The organism is Pseudomonas sp. 2(2015), from assembly GCF_000955865.1.
Taxonomy (GTDB): Bacteria; Pseudomonadota; Gammaproteobacteria; order Pseudomonadales; family Pseudomonadaceae; genus Aquipseudomonas.
Genome location: NZ_JYOF01000006.1, coordinates 22,186 through 46,283 on the forward strand (window position 1 = coordinate 22,186; position 24,098 = coordinate 46,283).

General features: G+C 62.3%; 25 protein-coding genes. 13 read left to right on the plus strand and 12 right to left on the minus strand.

Going from position 1 to position 24,098, the window contains the following annotated elements; genetic code table 11:
• Nucleotide 1: 1 nt before the first annotated feature.
• Nucleotides 2–1,204, minus strand: coding sequence for a nicotinate phosphoribosyltransferase (gene pncB, locus UB48_RS11100; RefSeq protein ID WP_045196893.1), 1,203 nt, complete (start codon nt 1,202–1,204; stop codon nt 2–4).
• A 470-nt stretch (nt 1,205–1,674) separates the two neighbouring features.
• Here pncB and UB48_RS11105 point away from each other — a divergent pair, with 470 nt between their 5' ends.
• The 6 genes from UB48_RS11105 to UB48_RS11130 all read left to right on the plus strand — a co-directional run bounded on the left by UB48_RS11105 (nt 1,675) and on the right by UB48_RS11130 (nt 8,201).
• Entirely contained in the window at nt 1,675–2,811 is a 1,137-nt protein-coding gene (locus tag UB48_RS11105) for a branched-chain amino acid ABC transporter substrate-binding protein (protein ID WP_045196895.1), read from the plus strand.
• 160 nt (nt 2,812–2,971) lie between these two features.
• Nucleotides 2,972–3,886: a branched-chain amino acid ABC transporter permease gene (locus UB48_RS11110; protein WP_010221625.1), complete on the plus strand. Its 915-nt coding sequence runs from the start codon at nt 2,972–2,974 to the stop codon at nt 3,884–3,886.
• Nucleotides 3,887–3,888: 2 nt separating this feature from the next.
• Nucleotides 3,889–5,172, plus strand: coding sequence for a high-affinity branched-chain amino acid ABC transporter permease LivM (gene livM / locus UB48_RS11115; protein WP_045196897.1), 1,284 nt, complete (start codon nt 3,889–3,891; stop codon nt 5,170–5,172).
• Complete coding sequence (locus UB48_RS11120) at nt 5,169–6,044, plus strand: ABC transporter ATP-binding protein (RefSeq protein ID WP_038997426.1); 876 nt, start codon at nt 5,169–5,171, stop codon at nt 6,042–6,044. Before livM ends, UB48_RS11120 begins: the two co-directional genes overlap by 4 nt.
• A complete protein-coding gene (locus UB48_RS11125) occupies nt 6,041–6,757 on the plus strand; it encodes an ABC transporter ATP-binding protein (protein ID WP_038997425.1) in 717 nt (238 codons plus the stop codon). Before UB48_RS11120 ends, UB48_RS11125 begins: the two co-directional genes overlap by 4 nt.
• 676 nt (nt 6,758–7,433) lie before the next feature.
• Nucleotides 7,434–8,201, plus strand: a complete 768-nt coding sequence (locus UB48_RS11130) for an SDR family oxidoreductase (protein ID WP_045196903.1) — start codon at nt 7,434–7,436, stop codon at nt 8,199–8,201.
• A gap of 84 nt (nt 8,202–8,285) precedes the next feature.
• Here UB48_RS11130 and UB48_RS11135 read toward each other — a convergent pair whose 3' ends face one another.
• The 3 genes from UB48_RS11135 to UB48_RS11145 form a co-directional block, all read right to left on the minus strand.
• A complete protein-coding gene (locus UB48_RS11135) occupies nt 8,286–9,395 on the minus strand; it encodes an AGE family epimerase/isomerase (protein WP_045196905.1) in 1,110 nt (369 codons plus the stop codon).
• A gap of 133 nt (nt 9,396–9,528) precedes the next feature.
• Nucleotides 9,529–10,158: a TetR family transcriptional regulator gene (locus tag UB48_RS11140; RefSeq protein WP_045196907.1), complete on the minus strand. Its 630-nt coding sequence runs from the start codon at nt 10,156–10,158 to the stop codon at nt 9,529–9,531.
• A gap of 134 nt (nt 10,159–10,292) precedes the next feature.
• Nucleotides 10,293–10,694 carry a hypothetical protein gene (locus tag UB48_RS11145; protein ID WP_045196909.1) on the minus strand — a complete coding sequence of 134 codons (402 nt, stop codon included), beginning with the start codon at nt 10,692–10,694 and terminating at the stop codon, nt 10,293–10,295.
• Nucleotides 10,695–11,034: 340 nt separating this feature from the next.
• Here UB48_RS11145 and UB48_RS11150 point away from each other — a divergent pair, with 340 nt between their 5' ends.
• Entirely contained in the window at nt 11,035–13,095 is a 2,061-nt protein-coding gene (locus UB48_RS11150) for an AsmA family protein (protein ID WP_045196911.1), read from the plus strand.
• A gap of 96 nt (nt 13,096–13,191) precedes the next feature.
• On the opposite strand, the gene UB48_RS11155 is transcribed toward UB48_RS11150, so the two are convergent.
• Together UB48_RS11155 and osmE are read right to left on the minus strand one after the other, a co-directional pair.
• The gene (locus tag UB48_RS11155; protein WP_045196913.1) at nt 13,192–13,722 is read right to left on the minus strand and encodes a bacterioferritin; all 531 of its coding nucleotides are present in this window, start codon (nt 13,720–13,722) and stop codon (nt 13,192–13,194) included.
• 90 nt (nt 13,723–13,812) lie between these two features.
• A complete protein-coding gene (gene osmE / locus UB48_RS11160; protein WP_045196915.1) occupies nt 13,813–14,166 on the minus strand; it encodes an osmotically-inducible lipoprotein OsmE in 354 nt (117 codons plus the stop codon).
• A 123-nt stretch (nt 14,167–14,289) separates the two neighbouring features.
• On the opposite strand from osmE, the gene UB48_RS11165 reads away from it, so the two are divergent.
• A complete protein-coding gene (locus UB48_RS11165; protein ID WP_045196917.1) occupies nt 14,290–15,180 on the plus strand; it encodes a triacylglycerol lipase in 891 nt (296 codons plus the stop codon).
• Here the strand turns inward: UB48_RS11165 and UB48_RS11170 are convergent.
• Nucleotides 15,161–16,054: a DMT family transporter gene (locus UB48_RS11170; RefSeq protein ID WP_045196919.1), complete on the minus strand. Its 894-nt coding sequence runs from the start codon at nt 16,052–16,054 to the stop codon at nt 15,161–15,163. The genes UB48_RS11165 and UB48_RS11170 overlap by 20 nt on opposite strands.
• Before the next feature lie 98 nt (nt 16,055–16,152).
• On the opposite strand from UB48_RS11170, the gene UB48_RS11175 reads away from it, so the two are divergent.
• The gene (locus UB48_RS11175) at nt 16,153–16,944 is read left to right on the plus strand and encodes a helix-turn-helix transcriptional regulator (protein WP_045196920.1); all 792 of its coding nucleotides are present in this window, start codon (nt 16,153–16,155) and stop codon (nt 16,942–16,944) included.
• Between the two features lie 62 nt (nt 16,945–17,006).
• Nucleotides 17,007–17,288, plus strand: coding sequence for a PsiF family protein (locus UB48_RS11180; protein ID WP_045196923.1), 282 nt, complete (start codon nt 17,007–17,009; stop codon nt 17,286–17,288).
• A gap of 6 nt (nt 17,289–17,294) precedes the next feature.
• Here UB48_RS11180 and UB48_RS11185 read toward each other — a convergent pair whose 3' ends face one another.
• Nucleotides 17,295–18,215, minus strand: a complete 921-nt coding sequence (locus UB48_RS11185; RefSeq protein ID WP_156160190.1) for a hypothetical protein — start codon at nt 18,213–18,215, stop codon at nt 17,295–17,297.
• 219 nt (nt 18,216–18,434) lie between these two features.
• On the opposite strand from UB48_RS11185, the gene UB48_RS11190 reads away from it, so the two are divergent.
• Nucleotides 18,435–19,442: an AI-2E family transporter gene (locus UB48_RS11190; RefSeq protein ID WP_045196927.1), complete on the plus strand. Its 1,008-nt coding sequence runs from the start codon at nt 18,435–18,437 to the stop codon at nt 19,440–19,442.
• Between the two features lie 108 nt (nt 19,443–19,550).
• On the opposite strand, the gene UB48_RS11195 is transcribed toward UB48_RS11190, so the two are convergent.
• A complete protein-coding gene (locus UB48_RS11195) occupies nt 19,551–20,816 on the minus strand; it encodes an Hsp70 family protein (RefSeq protein ID WP_045196928.1) in 1,266 nt (421 codons plus the stop codon).
• Nucleotides 20,817–20,975: 159 nt separating this feature from the next.
• Here UB48_RS11195 and cbpA point away from each other — a divergent pair, with 159 nt between their 5' ends.
• Nucleotides 20,976–21,935 (plus strand): curved DNA-binding protein, encoded by a 960-nt coding sequence (gene cbpA / locus UB48_RS11200; RefSeq protein ID WP_045196930.1) that lies wholly within the window; start codon nt 20,976–20,978, stop codon nt 21,933–21,935.
• Between the two features lie 2 nt (nt 21,936–21,937).
• Nucleotides 21,938–22,243: a chaperone modulator CbpM gene (locus UB48_RS11205; protein WP_045196932.1), complete on the plus strand. Its 306-nt coding sequence runs from the start codon at nt 21,938–21,940 to the stop codon at nt 22,241–22,243.
• Between the two features lie 63 nt (nt 22,244–22,306).
• Here the strand turns inward: UB48_RS11205 and UB48_RS11210 are convergent, their stop codons facing one another.
• The 3 genes from UB48_RS11210 to urtE are packed head-to-tail and all read right to left on the minus strand — an operon-like array spanning nt 22,307 to nt 24,098.
• Nucleotides 22,307–22,828 carry a GNAT family N-acetyltransferase gene (locus UB48_RS11210; RefSeq protein WP_045196935.1) on the minus strand — a complete coding sequence of 174 codons (522 nt, stop codon included), beginning with the start codon at nt 22,826–22,828 and terminating at the stop codon, nt 22,307–22,309.
• Nucleotides 22,829–22,833: 5 nt separating this feature from the next.
• A complete protein-coding gene (locus UB48_RS11215) occupies nt 22,834–23,361 on the minus strand; it encodes a GNAT family N-acetyltransferase (RefSeq protein ID WP_045196937.1) in 528 nt (175 codons plus the stop codon).
• A 38-nt stretch (nt 23,362–23,399) separates the two neighbouring features.
• Nucleotides 23,400–24,098, minus strand: coding sequence for an urea ABC transporter ATP-binding subunit UrtE (urtE, locus tag UB48_RS11220; RefSeq protein WP_045196939.1), 699 nt, complete (start codon nt 24,096–24,098; stop codon nt 23,400–23,402).

Here is a 24,098-nt window from a genome sequence, read left to right on the forward strand (position 1 = left end):
ATTACTCCTTGGACACTTTGAAGACGTGGCGCAGGTAGGCGACGAAGTTTTCGTCGCGGCATTGGGTCTTGGCCGCCTCATCGGAAATCTTGGCGACGGGCTGGCCGTTACAGTCGGTCATTTTAAGCACGATGCTCATCGGCGCCACCCCGGGCAGATCGCAGGTGAGGTTGGTGCCGATGCCGAAGCTGACATTGATGCGCCCGCGCAGGGCCCGGAAGATCTCCAGCGACTTGGTCAGGTTCAGGCCGTCGGAGAACACCAGGGTCTTGGTCATCGGGTCGATCCCCAGCTTGCGATAGTGGCTGATGGCCTTTTCCGCCCACTGCACCGGATCGCCCGAGTCATGGCGCAGGCCGTCGAACAGCTTGGCGAAGTACAGGTCGAAATCGGTCAGGAAAGCATCCATGGTGATGCAATCGGTCAGGGCGATGCCCAGCAGCCCGCGGTACTCGCGCACCCAGCAATCGAGCGCGGCGATCTGGCTGTCGATCAGCCGCGGCCCCAGTTGCTGGTGGGCCATGATCCACTCGTGGGCCATGGTCCCCAGTGGCTTGATATCCAGTTTCCGTGCCAGGTGCACGTTGCTGGTGCCGACGAAACGCGCGGGGAAATCTTCCTTGAGCACCCGTACCACTTCTTCCTGAACCTTGTAGGAGAAGCGTCGGCGGGTGCCGAAGTCGGCGACCTGCAATTCGGCCAGCTCCTCACTGCTGGCATTGGCTTTGAGCCAGTCGAACTTACGGTACAGCTGGTCGCGGGCGTCGCTGAGTTTGGCCTGGGGATGGCGATGGCGGTTGCGCACCTCACTGATGATCGCAAGCAAAGGTACTTCAAACAGGATCACGTGCAGCCACGGGCCGCGCAGGCGCAAGTACAGCTGGTCGTTCTCGACCCCCAGTTGCAGGTAGCGCAGGTTGAAGCGGAACAGGCCGAGAAAGCGCAGGAAGTCCGGCTTCATGAAGCTGATCTGCTCGAGGAAGCCCAGCTGGCCATTACCCAGGCTCAGTTCGCACAACTGCTCGATCTGCTCGCGGATCTGCGCCAGATAAGGGCGCAGGTCTTCACCATTGCGGCAGCGGAACTCCCATTCCACGTCGACGTTGGGGTAGTTGTGCAGCACGGCCTGCATCATGGTCAGCTTGTAGAAATCGGTGTCGAGCAGGTTCTGCACGATGCGATCGGCAAATGCACTCTCGCTCATAGGGGGCTCCAAAGGGGGCGCGCGCCATCACCGCCAGCGACGGCGCACAGACCTGCGCATTGTGCCAGCCTTTGCCGCCACGCGGGCAGGCCGAGGCCGGGGTAATTCGGTAGCAGGCTACAGGTAGCGGCGCTTTTGTCGGGCAGCGGCTAGCCTGTAATGGTGCCCGCTGTAGCAGTCGCGCACCAAGGATGTGCAGTTCGGTTACGCATCCTGTTACAGGCTGGTTGCACGTAACCACAACCCAGGGTTGCAATGATGGCACTTCGCGGTTGCTCTTTTTTCTCGTGTCCGGTGGCGCTTGTCGTGAGGCAGACGGTTGCACGACCAGTAAAAAAAGGCCGTGAATCCTGGCTGCGCAACTTGTTCACGAGTTTTTCCAGAATAAAAAACCAATGGCACGGCCCTTGCTCAGAGCAATTGCTGAAAGTTGTAGTGCCAACCAAAAAAAACTCCAGGAGCACCACCTCATGTCGCAGACGTTTTACAAGAAAGGCTTTCTGGCCCTCGCCGTAGCTACGGCGCTGGGCGTTTCTTCGTATGTTCAGGCCGACATCAAGATCGGCGTAGCAGGCCCGATGACCGGTGCCAACGCAGCGTTTGGCGAGCAGTACATGAAAGGTGCACAGGCAGCGGCTGACAAGGTCAATGCCGCGGGCGGCGTCAACGGCGAGAAGATCGTGCTGGTCAAGGGCGACGATGCCTGCGAGCCGAAGCAGGCCGTGGCCGTGGCCAACCGCCTGGTCGACCAGGACAAGGTGATCGGTGTGGTCGGGCACTTCTGCTCGTCCAACACCATTCCGGCGTCTGAGGTGTATGACGAAGCCGGTGTCATCGCCATCACCCCGGGCTCGACCAACCCGGCGGTTACCGAACGCGGTCTGACTGGCATGTTTCGCATGTGCGGACGTGACGACCAGCAGGGCATCGTCGCCGGCGACTACATCGTCGACGTGCTCAAGGGCAAGAAGGTTGTCGTCCTGCATGACAAGGACACCTACGGCCAGGGCCTGGCCGATGCGACCAAGGCTCAACTGGTCAAACGCGGCGTGACACCGGTGCTGTACGAAGGCCTGACCCGTGGCGAGAAAGACTTCAGCGCCGTGGTCACCAAGATTCGTGGTGCCGGTGCCGACGTCGTCTACTTCGGTGGCCTGCACCCGGAAGCCGGTCCACTGGTGCGACAACTGCGTGAAGCGGGCCTGAAAGACGTCAAGTTCATGTCCGACGACGGCATCGTAACCGACGAACTGGTGGCCACTGCCGGTGGCGCGCAATACGTCGATGGCGTGTACATGACCTTCGGCGCCGACCCGCGCCTGCTGCCAGACAGCAAGGCGGTGGTCGAGGAGTTCCGCAAAGGCGGCACCGAGCCAGAAGGCTACACCCTGTATGCCTACGCTTCGGTCCAGGCCCTGGCTGCAGCCTTCAACGGCGCCAAGTCGAACAAGGGCGAAGACGCTGCCAAGTGGCTCAAGGCCAACCCGGTGCAAACCGTGATGGGCGAGAAAAAGTGGGACAGCAAGGGCGACCTGACGGTCTCTGACTATGTGGTCTACCAGTGGGACAAGGACGGCAAGTACCACCAACTGGAAAAACAAAAATAACAACGGTAGGCGACCCGGGCCTGAGCCCGGGTCGCTACCCGGTTTTGCGCCGTACCTGTCTTTTCTCGTAGATCTGCACAACCCTGCGCTGCGAGGGCCGCTTCATCCGGGGCTCACCGTAGTCGGCGCTTGTGCAATCTCAAATACGTGAGATTGCGTTATGGATGGTATTTTCCTGCAGCAACTGGTCAACGGGCTGACCCTCGGGTCCGTCTATGGCCTGATCGCCATCGGCTACACAATGGTCTATGGCATTATCGGCATGATCAACTTCGCGCACGGCGAGGTGTATATGATTTCCGCGTACCTGGCGGCAATCAGCCTGGCATTGCTGGCGTATTTCGGTATCGAATCCTTCCCCTTGCTGATGCTCGGGACGCTGATCTTCACGGTGGTGGTCACCGGAGTCTACGGCTGGACCATCGAACGCATCGCCTACAAACCCCTGCGCAACTCCACCCGCCTGGCGCCGCTGATCAGTGCCATCGGCATCTCGCTGATCCTGCAGAACTACGCGCAGATCAGCCAGGGCGCACGCCAGCAAGGCGTACCGACCCTGCTTGAAGGCGCCTGGCGCGTCGAAGTGGGCACCGGTTTCGTGCAACTGACCTACACCAAGATCTTCATCCTGGTGGCGGCCTTCGTCGGCATGGCGGCGCTTACCTACATCATCAAGTTCACCAAGCTCGGGCGCATGTGCCGGGCCACCCAGCAGGATCGCAAGATGGCTTCGATCCTCGGTATCAACACCGACCGGGTGATCTCCTATGTGTTTGTCATCGGTGCTGTCATGGCGGCCCTGGCCGGCGTGCTGATCACCATGAACTACGGCACCTTCGACTTCTATGCGGGCTTTATCATCGGCATCAAGGCCTTCACCGCCGCGGTGCTCGGTGGCATAGGCTCGCTGCCGGGCGCCATGCTCGGCGGGATCATCCTCGGGATTTCCGAGTCTCTGTTCTCCGGGCTGATCAACTCCGACTACAAAGACGTGTTCAGTTTCTCGCTACTGGTGCTGATCCTGATCTTCCGTCCCCAAGGCCTGCTGGGTCGCCCACTCGTGGCGAAGGTGTAAGTATGTCTGCTGCCAAAACAACTACATTCGATATCAAGCGCAGCCTGATCGATACGGTCCTCGCCGGGCTGATTTCCCTGATCGTTTTCGGGCCCATCGTCGGCGTGGTGCTCGACGGCTACAGCTTCAACCTTGAACCGACCCGTGTCGCCTGGCTGGTGGCCGGGGTGATGGTTGGGCGGTTTTTCCTCAGCCTGTTCCTGCAGACGCCCAAGGGCCAGTCGATTCTCCAGGGCTTCGAGGGCAGTGGTTCCGGCGTGCACGTGCTGGCGCCGGACTACAAGTCGCGGCTGCGCTGGATCATTCCGGCACTGATCGTGATTGCCATCGTCTTCCCGTTCTTCGCCAACAAGTACCTGCTGACCGTGGTCATCCTCGGCCTGATCTACGTACTGCTGGGTCTGGGCCTGAACATCGTGGTGGGTCTTGCCGGCCTGCTCGACCTGGGTTACGTGGCCTTCTACGCCATCGGCGCCTACGGCCTGGCCCTGGGTTACCAGTACCTGGGCCTGGGCTTCTGGACGGTGTTGCCCCTGGCGGCAATCGCTGCGGCGCTGGCCGGGTGCATATTGGGCTTTCCGGTGCTGAGGATGCATGGTGACTACCTGGCCATCGTTACCCTCGGCTTTGGTGAGATCATCCGTCTGGTGCTCAACAACTGGCTGTCGTTCACCGGCGGTCCCAACGGCATGCCGGTGCCGTCGCCAACCTTCATGGGCCTGGAGTTCGGCCGTCGGGCCAAGGACGGCGGGGTGCCGTTCCACGAATTCTTCGGCATTGCCTACAACCCCAACGTGAAATTCCTGTTCATCTACATCGTGCTGTTCCTGGTGGTGCTGGCGGTGCTGTACATCAAGCACCGGTTGACCCGCATGCCGGTCGGCCGCGCCTGGGAAGCGCTGCGCGAAGACGAGATCGCCTGCCGGTCCATGGGCCTGAACCATGTGCTGGTGAAACTCTCGGCCTTCACCCTCGGCGCCTCTACCGCCGGCCTTGCCGGGGTGTTCTTTGCCAGCTACCAGGGCTTCGTCAACCCGTCGTCGTTCACCTTCTTCGAGTCGGCGCTGATCCTTGCCATCGTCGTGCTCGGCGGCATGGGCTCGACCGTCGGCGTGGTGATTGCTGCGTTCGTGCTGACCGTGGCGCCGGAGCTATTGCGCAGCTTCTCCGAGTACCGGGTGCTGCTGTTCGGCGTGCTGATGGTGTTGATGATGATCTGGAGACCGCGCGGCCTGATTCGTATCAGCCGTACCGGTGTAGTCCCGCGTAAAGGAGTGGCGCCATGAGCGATGACGTGATTCTCTCGGTTGAAAACCTGATGATGCAGTTTGGCGGCATCAAGGCGCTCAGCGATGTCAGCCTCAAGGTCAGACGCAACCAGATCTTCGCCCTGATCGGCCCCAACGGTGCCGGCAAGACCACGGTGTTCAACTGCCTGACCGGCTTCTACAAAGCCAGTGGCGGCAAGATCGAACTGAACCTGCGCGGCACCCGCACCAATGTCATCCAGCTGCTGGGCGAACGCTTTCAGCTGGGCGATTTCGTCTCGCCCAAGCGCTTCATCAACCGCCTGCACTACAAGATGTTTGGCGGTACTCACCTGGTCAACCGCGCAGGTCTGGCGCGGACCTTCCAGAACATTCGCCTGTTCCGGGAAATGTCGGTGGTCGAGAACCTGCTGGTGGCCCAGCACATGTGGGTCAACCGCAACCTGCTGGCCGGCGTGCTCAACACCAAGGGCTACCGCAAGGCCGAAAGCGATGCCCTCGACCATGCCTTCTACTGGCTGGAAGTGGTCGACCTGGTCGACTGCGCCAACCGCCTGGCCGGTGAGCTGTCGTACGGCCAGCAACGGCGCCTGGAGATTGCCCGGGCCATGTGTACGCGGCCGCAGATCATCTGCCTCGACGAACCGGCTGCCGGCCTCAACCCGCAGGAAACCGAAGCGCTGAGCAAAATGATCCGCGTGCTGCGCGACGAACATGACCTGACTGTGGTGCTGATCGAGCACGACATGGGCATGGTCATGAGCATTTCCGACCATATCGTGGTGCTTGACCACGGCAACGTGATCGCCGAAGGCGCGCCACAGGACATCCGTCACAACCCGACGGTGATTGCCGCCTACCTGGGCGCCGATGAAGAGGAACTGGTATGAGTACACCGATCCTCGAACTGAAAGAGATCGACGTGTTCTACGGGCCGATCCAGGCCCTGAAGAAAGTCTCGCTGCACATCGATGAAGGCGAAACGGTGAGCCTGATCGGCTCCAACGGTGCCGGCAAGTCGACCCTGCTGATGTCGATCTTCGGCCAGCCGCGGGCGGCAGCCGGGCAGATCATCTACCGTGGCACCGACATTACCCACAAGTCGTCGCACTACATCGCTTCCAACGGCATTGCCCAGTCGCCGGAAGGCCGCCGGGTGTTCCCCGACATGTCGGTGGAAGAGAACCTGATGATGGGCACCATCCCGATCGGCGACAAGTTCGCCAGCGAGGACATGCAGCGCATGTTCGAACTGTTCCCGCGGCTCAAGGAGCGGCGCAACCAGCGCGCCATGACCATGTCCGGCGGCGAGCAGCAGATGCTCGCCATCGCCCGGGCTTTGATGAGCCGGCCCAAATTGCTGCTGCTCGATGAGCCGTCGCTGGGCCTGGCGCCGATCGTGGTCAAGCAGATCTTCGCCACCTTGCGCGAGCTGGCGCAGACCGGCATGACCATCTTCCTGGTGGAGCAGAACGCCAACCATGCGCTGAAGCTCTCGGACCGCGCCTATGTAATGGTCAACGGTCATATCCGCATGACCGGTACTGGCCAAGAGCTGTTGGTCAACGAGGAGGTGCGCAACGCTTACTTGGGCGGGCACTGATCGGTAGTGAAAAAAAGCGCCCCGCCTGACGGGGCGTTTTTTTGTCCACAGTTTTGTGGAAAACATTGTCCAGACATTCTTTTGGGCGCGACAGAACGTCGCTTCAGCGGGCGTTTTCATGGGGGTTTGAGTTGTCCACCATTGGTGTGGAACCGACTGTGGGTAACTTGGGTGCAGCTTGCTGAATCCCTTTGTTTACAAGGCTTCCAGAGGTATGGTTGTTTTTTGATCAGGTTTTTTCGCGGCTTTCGCATCGGGGTTTGTCAAGTGTTTTGTCCTTAGCGTAAATGGCGATTAAAGCGCGCTTCCGGCCTGTGGATAACTCTGTGGGCAAGCCTTGGAAAGATCGGCGAAGACAGCGTCGTTACAGGCCTGGAGCCATCATGGAAATCCACGCCTTCGGCGCCTGTTGCCGGCCTTAGGTCAAGGCCGGCGCCAGAGGTCAAGGGAAATACTTGCGCAAGCCCCGGATTACGCGGCTTGCAGGGTTTTCGAGTTGCCCCCGGATTTTGTGGAAGGGCTTGTGGATAACATGCGTAAAGCTTGCCGCAGGCCTTCTATACCGGGGCTTTCACAGCTTTGATCGTTTTTTGTACAGTGATGCGAATTGCTTGCTGCCGAACGCGGCCGCGGGCATGCTGCAACCCCTGTGATCAGCCTCATCAAGGAGACCTGCATGACCTCTACCGTATTCATCACTGGCGCAACTTCCGGCTTCGGCGAAGCCTGCGCCCGTCGTTTTGCGCAAGCCGGTTGGTCGCTGGTGCTGACCGGTCGCCGTCAGGAGCGCCTGGAAGCGCTGTGTGCCGAGCTGTCGCAGCAAACTGAAGTGCACGGCCTGGTGCTCGATGTGCGTGACCGCAAGGCCATGGAAGCGGCCATCGACAACCTGCCGCCGGCGTTCGCCAAATTGCGCGGGCTAATCAACAACGCAGGCCTGGCCCTGGGTGCCGACCCGGCACCCAAGTGCGATCTGGACGACTGGGAAACCATGGTCGACACCAACATCAAGGGCCTGATGTACAGCACCCGCCTGCTGCTGCCGCGGCTGATCGCCCACGGCCGTGGCGCGACCATCCTCAACGTTGGTTCGGTAGCCGGCAATTACCCCTATCCGGGTAGCCATGTGTATGGCGGCACCAAGGCGTTCGTCGGGCAGTTCTCGCTGAGCCTGCGCTGCGACCTGCAGGGCACTGGCGTGCGGGTTAGCAATATCGAGCCGGGCCTGTGCGAGAGCGAGTTCTCGCTGGTGCGTTTCGCTGGCGACCAGGCGCGTTACGATGCCACCTATGCCGGCGCTGAGGCGATCCAGCCGCAGGATATCGCCGAGACCATCTTCTGGATCATGAACCAGCCGGCGCACATCAACATCAACAGCCTTGAGCTGATGCCGGTGAGCCAGGCGTGGGCAGGGTTCTCGATCGATCGTTCGGGCAAGGCGTGAGGGCCTAATCGCTGGCAAGCCAGCTCCCACAGGGGGGGCTGGCCACCAGGGCCGTTGTGGGAGCCGGTCTTGCCGGCGATAGCGTCAGACCTGACGCTGCAACCCTTCCAGGCACGTCGCCAGATGGTAAGGCGTAGTCGACGGCATATCGGCGCGGCTGACCTTGCCACTGGCATCGCGGCACTCGTGCCAGCCACCGGCATGCAGGAAGTTCTGCTGCAACGCCTTGAGCTGGGCCAGCACCGTGGCGGCGCTGGCCGGGCGCAAGGTCAGGGCGCGCAGGTATTCGGCCTGGGCCCAGATGCGCTGGGTGGCGTCGCGCACCTGGCCCTCGGCGCTGAGCATGGCCAGCACGGCGCTGTCCTTTACACCGCACTGTTCGGCATAGGCAAATGCACGGCTGAGCGAGGCATGCAGCTCGCTACCGCGTAACAGCGGTGAAGACTCCAGCAAGTAGAACCATTCGAACTGGTGACCGGGTTCGAACCAGTTATCCACAGCCCCGCGTGGTTTCTCCAGCATCACCCCGTGTACGGGGTCGATGAAGTGTGTCTGCATCGCCGCAGCCAGGCTTTGCAGGGCTTGTTCGACAGCCTCGTCGTCACGCACCGAGAGGGTGGCGAGGAAGGCTTCGGCCAGATGCATCAGCGGGTTCTGCAGCGGGCCGCTGGCCAGGTCCGACCAGTCTTCGCCAAGGCTCGCCTCGTACAGGCCGTCATCACGGGTGAACTGCTCGGTTACCACTTCCAGCGCGGCATTGAGGGCCGATTCGACCAGTGGCTCATGCACCTTGCCCCAGTAATGCGCGCAGGCAAAGACGATGAAGGCATGGGTGTAGAGGTCTTTGCGCCGGTCCAGCGGCTTGCCCTGGGCGTCGATGCTGTAGAACCAGCCGCCGTGCTCGGCATCATGGAAATGCCGCTGCAACGAGCGAAACAGCGCGGCGGCGCGTTCGCTGGCGCCGGGTTGCTCGATGCGGCTGCTGAACAGGTACAGCTGGCGCGCGCAGGCCATGGCCCGGTAGCGTTGCACCGGCATGGGTTGCTGCTGCGGGTCGAGGGCTTCGAAGGGCAGGGCCATCTCTGCATTCCAGCCCGGGCCTTGCCACAGCGGCACGATGCGCTGGTCAAAGTGCGCCTGGACCTCGGCGAGCAGGGCGGGCAGTTCAGGCTGGGCAGTATGAAGGTCGGGCATGGAAAATTTCGTCGCGGTCGGTGCGTTTGCGCGCAATGGTAGCAGGAAAAGGCGCTGACTTTGCCGGCCTCATCGCGGGCTAGGAGCGGGCTTGCCCCGCGATGAGGCCAGTACAGCCAGCACAGCAGACTGCCTACAGCGCACTGAGCCCCTGCCAGTGCTTGGCACCGACAAAGATGAAGCGCAGCTGCTGGGTGATCTTCTCCTGGGCGCTGATCGGTTCACCGGCGTTGTCGCTTGGCTCGTCGATCAGCTCCGGCAGGGTGGCGAACACGGTTTTCACCACCAGGTCAGCCATCACCGCCAGGGCCGCGGCGTCCAGATGCTGCCAGCGCGGCATGCGCGCAAGGTCGGTGGCCAGGTCCGAGCTGATGCCCTGGCGCAGGGTACCGATGGCTTGGCGCACCGGTTGCGAACCGCCATATTGCTCGCGGGCGAGAAACAGGAACTGGGCACGGTTGGCCGCCACCACATCGAGAAAGATCCGCACCGAGGCGTCGGTGATGCCGCCCAGCTCGAATTCGTTCTGGCGCACCAGGCGGATGGTCTGGCGGAAGGTTTCGCCCACTTCATTGACCAGGGCCAGGCCCAGTTGGTCCATGTCGGTAAAGTGCCGGTAAAAACCGGTAGGGACGATGCCTGCGGTTTTTGCCACTTCGCGCAGGCTGATGCTGCCGAAGCCTCGACCGCTCTCCATCAGGTGGCGGGCGGCATCCAGCAGGGCGTGGCGGGTCTGTTGCTTTTGTTCGGCGCGCGGCAGCATGGCAAGTATCGGCAGGCAGTGAAACAGCCCTGCACTCTAATAGCCTGGCGCCAGAAAAACAAAGCCCGGTCAATGGACCGGGCTGGGAGGGGAGCTGCTACAGCGCTGATGTGTCTTGTTGTCTGGCATAGGCTTCAGCTCGCGCGTTGGTTTTCGATCAGGCGATCAGAGCCACCTTCTGCGACCTCGAAGCGTGCTTTCAGACGGTCAGAACCACCTTCGGCTACTTTGTAATACTGTTTCAGGCGATCAGCACCACCCTCGGCGACTTTGACCCGGTCGTTCAGGCGATCAGCACCGCCTTCGGCAACGCGGTTGTTACGTTCCAGCAGGCGATCGGAGCCACCTTCGGCAACGCGGTTGTTACGGTCGATCAGGCGATCGGAACCACCTTCGGCCAGCGGGTTCAGCGGTTGCGAAATGACCGTCGAGCTCGAACGCGCTTCGGCGGTCAGCGCCTGGTCGGCGGCAGGTACGGCAAAGGCGTTGGCGGCCAGGATGGACAGGGACAGGCTCAGCAGTAATTGGCGTTTCATGATTCGGTGCTCCTCGGCGGGGCTGGAAAGTGGGTACGGAGCCAATGCTACGCCGGGAAACGCCAGATAAAAGTTCATAAAGATAATGGTAACAATCAACGCAATTGATGCTTCGCGCCAGCCGCTCTAGAACGTGGTTTGTGGCGCTATGAACAACAGCGGTGGGGCTGTTGCCGAGCTCGGCGAATGTGCTGACGATCGACAAAAGTTGAGAAAAAGGTCAGAAAAAACCCGGTTATCATGGCCAACCGATTAAACCCCTCGGCGTTTCATCAGTCCGAACAGATAAGTGCCCTCAACGCGCCCGCTTTTGCCATGCAGTCATCAGGAGAATCGTGCAATGACGCGCCCCGCCAAAATCATCACCTGGACCCTCGCCAGCCTGCTGCTGGTGCTGGCGGTGCTGGTGATCGTCATCGCCACCTTCGACTGGAACCGGGTCAAGCCCACCCTTAATGCCAAGGTGTCCGAAGCGCTGCACCGGCCCTTCGCCATCAACGGCAACCTGGCGGTGCGCTGGCAGCGCGAGCCGGAGCAGGGTGGTTGGCGCGCCTGGCTGCCATGGCCGCACTTCATCGCCGAAGACCTGACCCTGGGCAACCCCGACTGGCTCAAAGAGCCGCAGATGGTCAGCCTCAAGCGCGTCGAATTCCGCCTGGCGCCGCTGCCGCTGCTGCTGCAGCAGATCGTCATTCCGCGCATCGACCTCAACCAGCCGACCGCCAGCCTCAAGCGCCTGGCCGATGGCCGCGCCAACTGGACTTTCGACTTCGGCCCCAAGGATGAGCAGGCAGAGCCGTCGAAGTGGGTGTTGGACATCGGCGCCATCGGCTTCGACAAGGGCCAGGTCAGTCTTGATGACCAGACCCTGAAAACTCGTCTGGACGTGCTCATCGACCCGCTGGGCAAGCCGATCCCGTTCAGCGACATCGTCGGCAAGGCTTCGGCGCAGAAGGCCGGTGCCGCCCAGGACTACGCCTTCGGCCTCAAGGTCAAGGGCCGCTACAAAGGCCAGGCGCTGACCGGTACCGGCAAGATCGGCGGTTTGCTGGCCTTGCAGGATGCTTCGCAACCGTTCCCGCTACAGGCAGACATGGCCATTGGCGATACCCGCATCGCCGTGGCCGGCACCCTCACCGACCCACGCAACCTCGGTGCCCTCGACCTGCGCCTGCGCCTGTCGGGCGCAAGCCTCGCTAACCTGTATCCGCTGACCGGCGTGACCCTGCCCGATTCGCCGCCCTACGCCACCGACGGTCATCTGACCGCCAAGCTGCATGAACCCGGTGGCGCGGTGTTTCGCTATGAAGGCTTCAACGGCAAGATCGGCGACAGCGATATCCATGGCGACCTGGCGTTCGTCTCCAGCCAGCCAAGGCCGAAGCTGACCGGCAAGCTGGTTTCCAACCAGTTGCTGTTCAAAGACCTCGCACCGCTGATCGGCGCCGACTCCAATGCCCAGCAGAAAGCTCGCGGCGGTGCCAGCAAGCAACCGGCAGGCAAGGTGTTGCCGGTCGAGGAGTTTCGTACCGAACGCTGGCGGACCATGGACGCCGACGTGACCTTCAGCGGCAAGCGCATCGTGCACAGTGCCGAGCTGCCGTTCACTGACCTGTCCAGCCACTTCGTCCTCGATGACGGTGTGCTGCGCCTGGAGCCGCTGCGCTTTGGCATCGCCGGCGGCAAACTCGACGCCCAGGTACGCCTCGATGGCCGTAGCGTGCCGTTGCAGGGACGGGCGCAATTGAGTGCGCGCAACTTCAAGCTCAAGCAACTGTTCCCGACCTTCGAGCCGATGAAGACCAGCTTCGGCGAGCTCAATGGCGACGCCGACATCAGTGGGCGCGGCAACTCGGTCGCAGCCTTGCTGGCCACCGCCAATGGCGACCTGAAGATGCTCATCAATGACGGTGCGATCAGTCGTGGCTTGATGGAAATCGCCGGGCTCAACGTCGGCAACTACGTGGTCGGCAAGCTGTTTGGCGACAAGGAAGTGAAGATCAACTGCGCGGCAGCCGATTTCGGCATCAAGGACGGTTTGGCCACGACCCGGGTGTTCGTCTTCGATACCGAGAACGCGATCATCTACATCGATGGCACGGCCAACTTTGCCAGCGAGCAACTGGACCTGAAGATCAACCCCGAATCCAAGGGCGTGCGCCTGTTCTCGTTGCGCTCGCCGCTGTATGTGCGCGGGCCGTTTGCCAAGCCCAGTGCCGGCGTGCAGGCGCTGCCGCTGGCGCTGCGGGGTGCGGGGATGGTGGCGTTGGGCGTGGTTGCCGGCCCGGCAGCGGGGTTGCTGGCGTTGATTGCGCCAAGTGGTGATGTGCCCAACCAGTGCACACCGTTGCTGGAGCAGATGAAGGCTGGCAAGGCGCCGCGGGCGGTGAAGGCGGGGTAAATGTGTGGGGCGGGGCCGCTTTGCGGCCCATCGCTGGCAAGGCCAGCTCCCACAGGTCAGCGATGGGCCGCGGCGCGGCCCTTTGGCAGGAGGGGATCAGAGGCCTTGCAGTAAATCCGCCATGTCGTCAGCGTGCTCTTCTTCCTGGGCCAGGATATCTTCGAAGATGCGCCGGGTGGTCGGGTCGCTTTCGCCAATGTACTGGATGATCTCGCGGTAGCTATCGATGGCGATCCGCTCGGCGATCAGGTCTTCCAGGACCATTTCCTTGAGGTTGTTGCCAGCGACGTACTGGGCATGGGAGTTCTTGCTCAGGTTGTCGGGGTTCAGGTCCGGCTCGCCGCCCAGCTGGACAATGCGCTCGGCCAGCTTGTCGGCATGCTGCAGCTCCTGGGTGGCATGTTCGAGGAATTCGTCGGCGGCGACACTGGCCTTGATCCCGCTGGCCATGTAGTAGTGGCGCTTGTAGCGCAGGGCGCAGACCCACTCGGTGGCCAGCGACTCGTTGAGCAGGCGCAGGATTTTCTCCCGGTCGGCGCTGTAACCCTCGGTCACCGCGCCCTGCTCGACATGCTGGCGGGCGCGTTCGCGCAAGGTTTTAACATCGGTCAGTTCAACGTTGCTCATCATCATCTCCAGGCTGAAAACGGATCGATCTTCACGCTCTGTCGGCGCGCTGGTTACTTAAGCTGTGAGTCCCCGGCACGCGGAAAAGTTTTATAGCTTGGCCTTGGCCTTGTCGACGGCATCGTCGTCGACCTGGCGTTGTTCGCAGGTCTTGAAGCCCTTGGCGTCGACATGGCCGGTGGCGTCGAAGCGCACGTAGTAGGCCTGCTGCTTGCCGTCACGGTTGAGGATGTAGTTGTTGCAGGTACCGCCATGGGGCAGGTCGATCACCGTCGAGGGGCTGCCGCCAATGGCAATCACCCGCTGCATGGTCATGCCGTTCTCGACCTGCTTGACCAGCGGTTCCTCGTGGTAGGTGACGTAGTCCACCGGGTTCTCCGGCCGGCTGCCACAGGCGGCCAGGGTGGCGGTGGTCAGCAGAATGGCCAGGGTATGCTTGTACATGGTTGAGCTCCTTGCTGAGGGTCTATTGGCTTGGAACCCCAGCGAGCGGCGGGAGTTCGATTGCGATTGCCATCGAATTGCCTGTAGGGTTGGCCGACTGTCCACGGAACGGGGAATGCAGCCATGGCCCAAGGGCTCGCCACGCGTTATCCACTGCTGCTGGTGCCGGGCATGCTCGGGTTTGTCCGCTTGCTGCTGTATCCCTACTGGTTCGGGATCGTTTCGGCGTTGCGCCGGGGCGGTGCCCAGGTGTTTGCCGTGCAGGTTTCGCCGCTGAACTCCTGCGAAGTGCGCGGCGAGCAGTTGCTGCTGATCATCGCCGATATCCGCCAGCGTACCGGCGCCGACAAGGTCAACCTGCTCGGCCACAGCCAGGGCGCCCTGACCGCGCGTTATGCGGCGGCCAAACGGCCGGAATGGGTGGCCTCGGTCACCTCGATTGCCGGGCCCAATCACGGCTCGGAGCTGGCCGATCACCTGCATGACTATTACCCCGCCCACTCTGCCCGCGGCCGTGTGCTCAAGGCTTTGCTGCACGGGTTGGCGGTATTGATGGGTTGGCTGGAAACCGGCTGGCGCGGACCGAAACTGCCGATCGACGTGCACGCCTCGCACCAGTCGCTCACCAGTGCCGGCGTGGCGCGCTTCAACCAGGCTTATCCACAGGGTCTGCCGACGACCTGGGGCGGCGAGGGCCCGGCCCAGGTCAATGGTGTGCGTTACTACTCCTGGTCCGGCACCTTGCAGCCGGGCCTGACCGATCGCGGTCTCAACCGCCTGGATGGCAGCAACCGCTTCTGCCGCCTGTTCGCCCGCACCTTCGTACGGGAAAAGGGCCAGTGCGACGGCATGGTCGGGCGCTTCAGTTCGCACCTGGGCCAGGTGATCGGCGATGACTATCCGCTCGATCACCTGGACATCGTCAACCAGTCGCTAGGGGCGGTGGGCAAGGGCGCGGAGCCGGTGCGGCTGTTCACCGAGCATGCCGCCAGGCTCAAGGCTGCGGGGCTGTAGCGCGGCGGTGCAGGGGTGTTTTCCAGCGTTCGGCGAGGATCACCCCGACCAGGGTCAACACCCCGCCGACCAGGTGATAGAGCGCCAGTTGCTCGCCCAGCACCATGGCGGCGATCACTGCCGTGACTGCCGGTAGCAGGTTGAAGAACAGCGTCGTGCGGCTCGGGCCGAGGCGGCTGACCGCCTGCATCCAGGCCAGCGGCGCGATCATCGAGGCCAGTACGCAGGCATAGATCACCAGGCCGATATTGCCAGCGCCCAGGCCGGTCTTCGGTGAGAGCACGAACAGCGGAAACAGCACGATGATCGCCACCAGCACCTGCAGGTACAGCAGTTGCAGCGGCGCGATGCGCAACTGCCACTTTTTCAGCAGGGTGCTGTACACCGCATAGGCCAGGGTGGCAATCAGCATCAGCGCATCGCCACTGTTTACGCCGTGTTGCACCAACGCCGCCAGATCACCGGCCGAGACCACCACCAGCACACCGACGAACGACACCACGGCGCCAATCAGCGCGCCGATGGTCAGCCGCTGGCCGAGGCTGATGATCGCCAGGGCCAGGGACATCAACGGCATCAGCGAGAGGATGATGCCCATGTTGGTGGCGCTGGTGATGGCGGCGGCGAAGTAGGCCAGGCTCTGGTACACCGCCATGCCAAGCACGCCGAGGATGAAGATCTTGCCCAGGTTCGGGCCGATGGCTGCCCAGTTGCGCAACACCGGGCGCAGCAGGAAGGGGGTGAACAGCAGGCCGGCCAGCAGCCAGCGATAGAAGCCGATCTCGGCCGGGAAGATCGCCCCGGCGGACATCTTGGTGACCACGGTATTGCCGGCCCAGATGAAGATTGCCAGTAACGGAAACGCATAATTCATGAAACGGGAACTCTTGAGGATACAGGCGGCAATTATCCACTTGTCTGTCCCGTTGCTTATACTTGTATCCAGACAACCTGCGCATAGATCCAGACAGCATGCCGATAAAGTACCTGAACATCCCGCAATTCGAGACCTTGCCGGCCCCGGTGTACTTTCGCTATGACGAATTCGGCGCCGACACCCATAGCGCCGCCCACCGGCACGCCTGGGGCCAGCTCAACTATGCGGCCCACGGCATCATGCACCTGGAGATCGCCGGCCAGCGCTTCATCTCGCCGCCGCACTATGCGGTGTGGGTGCCGCCCGATACCGAGCACAGCTGCTACAACCCCCAGGCCATTGTCTATCGCTCGGTGTACCTGGATCGCGAGGTGTGCAAAGGGCTGCCAGGCGAGCCTTGCACCTTGGTGATCAGTGACATACTCAAAGCCATACTCGGCGATTTTGCCGCCCGTGACGTCAAGGTGCCTGAAGATGAAGCCGACCAGCGTTTGGCCCAGGTGCTGGTTGACCAACTGCGCCGCGCCCCGGCCCAGACCTGTTACCTGCCCTACGCTCGAAGCGCCGGTTTGGCTGAAGTATTGCAGGCGCTGCACGCCGAGCCTGGCGACAATCGCCCGCTCGGCCATTGGGCGGCCAGCGTGCATGTCAGTGAACGCACCCTGGCCCGGCAGTTCATTCGCGAGCTGGGCATGAGCTTTGGCGAATGGCGCCTGCGCCTGCGCTTTTTGCGTGCTATCGAGGCCCTGGAGCAGAACCTGCCGACCCAGCAGATTGCTTTCGACCTGGGCTACAGCAGCGCCTCGGCATTTATCGCCATGTTCCAGCGCCAGGCCCATTGCACCCCGGAGCAGTACCGGCGGCAGGCTCGCGCTGGAGGTTTGTAAGAATATTTGTCTACACTTCGGCCAAGGCTGCGCGTGGTGCGCAGCGACCAGGAGAAAACGCCATGAAGATGGTGCGTGTGCCGTTGCTGTTGCTCGGTTTGCTGATGTGTTCCCAAGGATTTGCCGCCACGGCGCAACAGGAGAAAATGAAAACCTGTAACGCCGATGCCACCACCAAGGCGCTCAAGGGCGACGAGCGCAAGGCGTTCATGAGCACCTGCCTGAAAGCCAAGCCTGCGACCCAGCAGGACAAAATGAAAACCTGCAACGCCGACGCCACCACCAAAGCGCTCAAGGGTGATGAGCGCAAGGCGTACATGAGCGACTGCCTGAAGAAAAAGTAACCTGCGTCAGTTGGCGTAAGTCACCGACTCCAGCCGGTCCAGGCCCTGGCCGATAAACAGCGAGAACGGCCGGCCGGCGTGGTCGGCCAGCTCCCGGCAGTCACTCTGGAGCATGCTGATGCGCTGGTCGGTGCCTGAGTAGAGGTTAACGCTCTGCTTGCCCAGCGAGCCGATTTCGAAGGCCATCTCGAACGGGCCGTACGGATTGCGCTGCAGCATCCGTTCGGCTTGCCAGGCCTTGATCTGGCCGTTGCGGATTCGTTCCTTCAGGACCGGATCCTTGAAGTCGAACTGTGCAGGCACCGTGGCATAACGCATCTGACCGTACTCGATGACCACCTGCGCACGTTCCGACGGGCCTTCCTCGAGCTGCACGATCGACCTGAGCTTGAATGGTCCGCGCGAGACTTCGGCCAGCACGTGGCAGGTGATGATGCTCGCCACTTCGCTTTTTTTCTCGGCGGCCTGGATGCTGTCCATGAGGGTGGCGGTGGAAAGCGCTTCGATACGGCTGCCAAGCTTGATCTCGAGGGTGACCGGGCCCTTGATCTTTTCCAGCGCCTCGCGCCAGACCTGGTACTGGGGCTCCAGTGACTGCGGTTCAAGGGTGACGTCGACTTCCCAGGACGTGGCCGCTCGGGCCCGGGGGATTTCGTCGAACAACTCGCGCAGGGCCTGACGCTTACCGGCATCGAGCGAGCGCGAGACGCTGATGAGCAAGTCCTGGCGGTGGTCATTGTCGAGTTCGACCTCGACGTCTTTCGGGTCGATACCGAGTTTCAGGATGGCCTGGTACAGGTCATCGCCGTACTGCTGTTTGAGGTCGCCATAGTAGGCGCTTACCGGCTGGGCGAAATGCAGGGTGGCGAAATCTTCCGAACAGCCGCCAAGCAGCAACAGGGGAAGCAGGACAAGCAGTTTGCGCATGGTTTTGAACTCTGTGCCTTGAAGGTGGGAAGGCACAGAGGGATTCCTGTTTCGCCTGCCTGCGAATGCGCCAGCGCGGCGCCGCCATTCCATTGGGGGCGGCAATCATAGAAACATCAGGGCGGCATTACCAGCCGCAACGCCGCTGCGTGCCACTATGCCTGCCGGGCGAAGGCTGGCAGACTGCCGGTTTTCCATGCCGTCGCCTTTCGAGGTTGTATGACCTTTACTCAGCGCCAGATCACCCTGGCCAGTTGGATCATCGTCTTCACCGGCCTGTTGCTGGTGTTGCCGCTCAAGTTGCTGCCAAGCCTGTTGGCCGGGCTGCTGGTGTTCGAACTGGTCAACATGCTCACGCCCAAGCTGCAGCACCTGATTGCCGGGCAACGGGCGCGCTGGCTGGCGGTCGCGCTGCTCGGCACCCTGGTGGTCAGCACCCTGACCTTGCTGTTTGCCGGCGCCATCAGTTTTTTGCTGCACGAGGCTGAAAACCCCGGGGCATCGCTGGACAAGTTCATGCTCCTGGTCGACCAGGCGCGCGGGCAACTGCCGCCGTTCATCGACGCCTACCTGCCGGCCAGTGCCTCGGAGTTCAAGGTGGCCATCGGCGAATGGCTCAAGACCCACCTGGGCGAGCTGCAACTGGTGGGCAAGGGCGCGGCGCACATGTTCGTCACCTTGCTGATCGGCATGATCCTCGGCGCCATCGTCGCCTTGCAGCGCATTCCCGACATCTCCAAGCGCAAGCCCCTGGCGGCGGCGCTGTTCAACCGCCTGGCGCTTTTGGTGCAGGCGTTTCGCAACATCGTCTTTGCGCAGATCAAGATTTCCCTGCTCAACACCTTCTTCACCGGCATCTTCCTCGCCGTGGTGCTGCCGCTGTTCGGTGTGCACCTGCCGCTGACCAAGACCCTGATCGTGCTGACCTTCCTGCTCGGCCTGCTGCCGGTGATCGGCAACCTGATGTCCAACACCCTGATCACCATCGTCGGCCTGTCGTTGTCGATCTGGGTGGCGATGGCGGCGCTGGGTTATCTGATCGTTATCCACAAGGTCGAGTACTTCCTCAACGCGCGGATCGTTGGCGGGCAGATCAGTGCCAAGTCGTGGGAGTTGCTGCTGGCGATGCTGGTGTGCGAGGCGGCGTTCGGGCTGCCGGGGGTGGTGGCCGGGCCGATCTATTACGCCTATTTGAAGAGTGAGTTGCGCCAGCAAGAGCTGGTGTGATCTGAAGGCTATCGCCGGCAACGCCGGCTCCCACAGGGATAGTGTGCAGCAATACTTTGTGGGAGCCGGCGTTGCCGGCGAAAGGGCCGCAACGCGGCCCCGGCTATCTCAACCGTATCGCTTGCGCGCCTCGATCGCCAAGCCGCTGCCAATGCTGCCAAAGATGTTGCCTTCGACATGCTGGGCATTGGGCAGCATCGCCGCCACGCTCTGGCGCAGCGCCGGAATGCCGCTGGAGCCGCCGGTGAAGAACACCGTATCGACCTGCGCCACACCCACGCCGGCCTTGGCCAGCAGCTCGCTGACACTGCCGCGCACGCGCTCGAGCAGGTTGTCGATCGACTCTTCGAACAGCGCCCGGGTCAGATCGACGCTGAGCCCCGGCTGCACCCGCTTGAGGTCGACCAGGCGGCGGTCGTTGTGGGTCAGTTCGATCTTGGTCTCTTCCACTTCCATCGCCAGCCAGTGCCCGGCGCGCTGTTCGATCAGCTTGAACAGGCGGTCGATGCCGTCGGTGTCTTCGATGTCGTAGCGCATGCTGCCCAGGGCCAGCTGGGATTTTTGCGAGTACACCGAGTTGATGGTGTGCCAGGTGGCCAGGTTCATGTGGTGGCTGGTGGGCATGAAGGCGCCGCTTTTCATCCGGCTGCCGTAGCCGAACAGCGGCATCACGCCCTGCAGGCTCAGCTGCTTGTCGAAGTCGGTACCGCCGATGTGCACGCCGCCGGTGGCGAGGATGTCCTGCTGGCGGTCGTCGAGCATGTGCCGCTCCGGGGCCAGGCGTACCAGGGAGAAGTCCGAGGTACCACCGCCGATGTCGACGATCAGCACCAGCTCTTCGCCCTGGATGCTCGACTCGTAGTCGAATGCGGCGGCAATCGGTTCGTACTGGAACGAGACGTCCTTGAAGCCGATTTTCTTCGCCACTTCTGCCAGGGTGTCCTCGGCTTCCTGGTCGGCGGCCTGGTCGTCATCGACGAAATGCACCGGGCGGCCCAGCACTACCTCGTCGAAGGCGCGGCCGGCATTGGCCTCGGCGCGCTTTTTCAGCTCGCCGATGAACATGCCCAGCAGGTCCTTGAACGGCAGCGCGGTGCCCAGCACGCTGGTGTCGTGCTTGATCAGCTTGGAACCCAGCAGGCTCTTGAGCGAGCGCATCAGGCGGCCTTCATAGCCTTCGAGGTATTCGTGCAGGGCCAGGCGGCCGTACACCGGGCGGCGCTCCTCGATGTTGAAGAACACCACCGACGGCAGGGTGATCTTGCCGTCTTCCAGGGCGATCAACGACTCCACGCCCGGGCGGTGCCAGCCGACGGTGGAGTTGGAGGTGCCGAAGTCGATGCCGCAGGCACGGGCCGGGGATGCTTGACTCATGGATTGTACTTCCGGGGAAAAACGGCCGCGCAGTTTATGCCAGCTGGCAGCAGAATCAAGACCGATTATCTGCTTTGCGGCAAACCCATGGGCACCTTGAAAGGCTATGCTTGACCCCAATCTACACAAGCATTCGATTAACCCATGGTGATTCCTTAGATGGACTTCAAAGACTATTACAAGATTCTTGGCGTTGAGCCCACTGCGGATGACAAGGCGATCAAGACCGCCTACCGCAAGCTTGCGCGCAAGTATCACCCCGACGTCAGCAAAGAGCGTGACGCCGAGGAGAAATTCAAGGAGGCCAACGAGGCCTATGAAGCCCTGAGCAGCCCGGAAAAACGCGCCGAGTACGACGAGCTGCGCAAGTACGGCCAGCATGGCCGGCCGTTCCAGGGCCCGCCGGGCTGGCAAAGCCGTGGTTCGGCAGGTGCCGAGGGCTTCGGCGACGGTGGCGATTTTTCCGATTTCTTCAGCTCGATCTTCGGTTCGCGCGGTGGCAACGGCAATCCTTTTGGCCGCGGCCAGCAACGCAGTGCCGGACGGCGGGGGCAGGACGTGGAAATGGAACTGGCGATTTTCCTTGAGGAAACCCTGTCCAGCGAATCCAAGCAGATCAGCTTCCAGGTGCCGCAGCACAACGCCAGCGGCCAGCGCACCGGCTTCACCACCAAGACCTTGAACGTGAAGATCCCGGCCGGCGTCAGCGACGGCGAGAAGATCCGCCTCAAGGGCCAGGGCGCCCCGGGCGTTGGTGGCGGCGCCAATGGCGACCTGTTCCTGACCATTCGCATGGCACCGCACCCACTGTTCGATGTCGAAGGTCATGACCTGATCATCACCGTGCCGCTGGCACCGTGGGAAGCCGCATTGGGCACCAAGGTCGAGATGCCGACCCTGACCGGCAAGGTCAACCTGACCATCCGTCCGGACAGCCAGAACGGCCAGCGCCTGCGGATCAAGGGCATGGGCCTGAGCAACAAGCAGGGCCAGCGTGGCGACCTGTATGCGCAATTGAAAGTGGTGATGCCGAGCCAGTCCGATGCCGCTGCCCGTGAGCTGTGGAGCAAGTTGTCGGAAAAGGCCGCGTTCAACCCGAGGACACAATGGAGTAGCTGATCATGAGCAGTACCCTGATCGTTCAACTGGACATGCAGACCCTCTGTCAGGAAGCCGATCTGCCGGCGGCCTACGTGATCGAAATCGTCGAACACGGCATTGTCGAGCCTTCCGGGCGAACGCCGGAAGACTGGCTGTTTGACGATCAGGCGCCGGTGCTGGCCAAGCGCGCGGCCAAACTGCATCACGATTTGCAACTGGAGTGGGAAGGGGTGGCGCTGGCGCTGGAGCTGCTGGAGGAAGTGCAGCAGCTGCGTAGCGAGAACAGCATGCTCAGGCAGCGCCTGGGGCGGTTTGTGCAGGGTTGATCGCGGGGCGCTTTACAGGATCACACAATCTCTGTGGGAGCGGGCTTGCCCCGCGATGAGTCCCTAAAGCAATTTGTAGTACAACGCCGTCGCCCGATAAACCCCATCCGGCCCACAGGCGTAGTCGGGAAGCTCGCCGGCCTTGCTGTACCCCAGCGAGCGGTAAAAGTCCTCGGCCCCGGAGCCGGCCTCGGTATCCAGGTAAAGCATGCCGCGCTGCTTTTGCCGCGCCGCCAGTTCCAGCGCCTGGATCAGTTGCTGACCGAGGCCGCGACGCCGCGCGGCACTGTGCACCAGCAGCTTTTGCACCTCTGCGCGGTTCAAGCCGTTGGGTTTCAGGCACAGCCCTAACTGCACACTGCCGAGCACTTCCTTGTCCTTGCCCACCACCCACAGCAACAGCTCGCCGCTGACCAGGCGCTGGCGCACCTCTTCGAAGTAGTGCTCGGCCTGCTGCGCATCGATATCCGCCAGAAACCCCACCGAAGCCCCGTGTTGCACGGCATCGAGCAGCAACGCCACCAGGCCGTCGCGGTAATAGGCAAAGCTTTCATGGGTTACACGGTTGAGCTGCGCAGCATTCACAGGCGTCACTCCATTGTCGGCGGCGGGGCATCGGGGTTGAGGATCAACTGCATGAAGGTCAGGTCCAGCCAGCGGCCAAACTTCACCCCGACCTGGGGCATCTGCCCGTTGAGGGTGAAACCCAGGCGCTGGTGCAGGCGAATCGAGGCGCTGTTGCCGCTTTCGATGGCGGCGACCATCACGTGCTTGTTGCAGGCGCGGGCCCGTTCGATCAGCGCTTGCATCAGCCTGGGGCCCAGGCCGTTGCCGCGCTGGTCGCTGCGGATGTACACCGAGTGCTCGACGGTATGGCGAAAGCCTTCGAACGGCCGCCAGTCGCCAAACGAAGCATAGCCCAGTACCTGCTCGCCAGCGTCGACCGCCACCAGGATCGGGTAGCCCTGGGCCTGGCGGGCGTCGAACCAGGCCTGGCGGTTGGCGAGGTCGACCGCTTGTTCGTTCCAGATCGCCGTGGTGTTGAGCACGGCATCATTGTAGATCTCGCGAATGCCCGGCAGGTCGGCAGGCACAGTATCGCGCAGCAGGTAGGTCATGGCAGGGTCTCGAACAGGGGCACAGTGATCGGCTCAGGTTAAATGGTTACCAGGCCGCGCACACCCTCGGCTTGCATATTTTCGCCACGCCCGGCCTGGATGATTTCGCCGCGTGACATCACCAGATACTGGTCGGCAAGCTCGGCGGCAAAGTCGTAGAACTGCTCGACCAGCAGGATCGCCATGTCGCCACGGGCAGCCAGCTTGGCGATCACCGCGCCGATCTCCTTGATCACTGAAGGCTGGATGCCCTCGGTGGGTTCGTCGAGGATCAGCAGCCGCGGCTGGCTGGCCAGGGCACGGCCGATGGCCAGTTGTTGTTGCTGGCCGCCGGAGAGGTCGCCGCCACGGCGCTGCTTCATCTGCTCCAGTACCGGGAACAGCTCGTAGATGAACGCCGGCACGCTCTTGGCCTGGCCGGCGCCGAAGCGCGACAGGCCCATCAGCAGGTTCTCCTCGACCGTCAGACGCGGGAAGATCTCCCGGCCCTGGGGCACGTAGGCGACGCCGGCGTGCACCCGCTGGTGCGGCTTGAGCGTGGTGATCGCCTGGCCTTCCCAGTGCACGCTGCCTTCGCGGATGGGCAGCAGGCCCATCAGGCAGCGCAGCAGGGTGGTCTTGCCGACGCCGTTGCGCCCGAGCAGGCAGGTGACCTCGCCAACTTTGGCCTCGAACGACAAGCCACGCAGGATGTGGCTGCCGCCGTAGTATTGGTGCAGGGAATCGATTTTCAGCAT

Bases quoted from the DNA above. Each gene is read 5' to 3' on its own strand.
- UB48_RS11170 (WP_045196919.1), bottom strand. From the start codon at position 16,054: ATGAATTATGCGTTTCCGTTACTGGCAATCTTCATCTGGGCCGGCAAT.
- UB48_RS11140 (WP_045196907.1), bottom strand. From the start codon at position 10,158: ATGCTGCCGCGCGCCGAACAAAAGCAACAGACCCGCCACGCCCTGCTG.
- UB48_RS11195 (WP_045196928.1), bottom strand. From the start codon at position 20,816: ATGAGTCAAGCATCCCCGGCCCGTGCCTGCGGCATCGACTTCGGCACC.
- UB48_RS11190 (WP_045196927.1), top strand. From the start codon at position 18,435: ATGACCTTTACTCAGCGCCAGATCACCCTGGCCAGTTGGATCATCGTC.
- UB48_RS11215 (WP_045196937.1), bottom strand. From the start codon at position 23,361: ATGACCTACCTGCTGCGCGATACTGTGCCTGCCGACCTGCCGGGCATT.
- osmE (WP_045196915.1), bottom strand. From the start codon at position 14,166: ATGTACAAGCATACCCTGGCCATTCTGCTGACCACCGCCACCCTGGCC.
- livM (WP_045196897.1), top strand. From the start codon at position 3,889: ATGTCTGCTGCCAAAACAACTACATTCGATATCAAGCGCAGCCTGATC.
- pncB (WP_045196893.1), bottom strand. From the start codon at position 1,204: ATGAGCGAGAGTGCATTTGCCGATCGCATCGTGCAGAACCTGCTCGAC.
- UB48_RS11145 (WP_045196909.1), bottom strand. From the start codon at position 10,694: ATGAAACGCCAATTACTGCTGAGCCTGTCCCTGTCCATCCTGGCCGCC.
- UB48_RS11180 (WP_045196923.1), top strand. From the start codon at position 17,007: ATGAAGATGGTGCGTGTGCCGTTGCTGTTGCTCGGTTTGCTGATGTGT.
- UB48_RS11155 (WP_045196913.1), bottom strand. From the start codon at position 13,722: ATGAGCAACGTTGAACTGACCGATGTTAAAACCTTGCGCGAACGCGCC.
- UB48_RS11105 (WP_045196895.1), top strand. From the start codon at position 1,675: ATGTCGCAGACGTTTTACAAGAAAGGCTTTCTGGCCCTCGCCGTAGCT.
- UB48_RS11110 (WP_010221625.1), top strand. From the start codon at position 2,972: ATGGATGGTATTTTCCTGCAGCAACTGGTCAACGGGCTGACCCTCGGG.
- UB48_RS11185 (WP_156160190.1), bottom strand. From the start codon at position 18,215: ATGCGCAAACTGCTTGTCCTGCTTCCCCTGTTGCTGCTTGGCGGCTGT.
- cbpA (WP_045196930.1), top strand. From the start codon at position 20,976: ATGGACTTCAAAGACTATTACAAGATTCTTGGCGTTGAGCCCACTGCG.
- UB48_RS11120 (WP_038997426.1), top strand. From the start codon at position 5,169: ATGAGCGATGACGTGATTCTCTCGGTTGAAAACCTGATGATGCAGTTT.
- UB48_RS11125 (WP_038997425.1), top strand. From the start codon at position 6,041: ATGAGTACACCGATCCTCGAACTGAAAGAGATCGACGTGTTCTACGGG.
- urtE (WP_045196939.1), bottom strand. From the start codon at position 24,098: ATGCTGAAAATCGATTCCCTGCACCAATACTACGGCGGCAGCCACATC.
- UB48_RS11130 (WP_045196903.1), top strand. From the start codon at position 7,434: ATGACCTCTACCGTATTCATCACTGGCGCAACTTCCGGCTTCGGCGAA.
- UB48_RS11205 (WP_045196932.1), top strand. From the start codon at position 21,938: ATGAGCAGTACCCTGATCGTTCAACTGGACATGCAGACCCTCTGTCAG.
- UB48_RS11150 (WP_045196911.1), top strand. From the start codon at position 11,035: ATGACGCGCCCCGCCAAAATCATCACCTGGACCCTCGCCAGCCTGCTG.
- UB48_RS11135 (WP_045196905.1), bottom strand. From the start codon at position 9,395: ATGCCCGACCTTCATACTGCCCAGCCTGAACTGCCCGCCCTGCTCGCC.
- UB48_RS11165 (WP_045196917.1), top strand. From the start codon at position 14,290: ATGGCCCAAGGGCTCGCCACGCGTTATCCACTGCTGCTGGTGCCGGGC.
- UB48_RS11175 (WP_045196920.1), top strand. From the start codon at position 16,153: ATGCCGATAAAGTACCTGAACATCCCGCAATTCGAGACCTTGCCGGCC.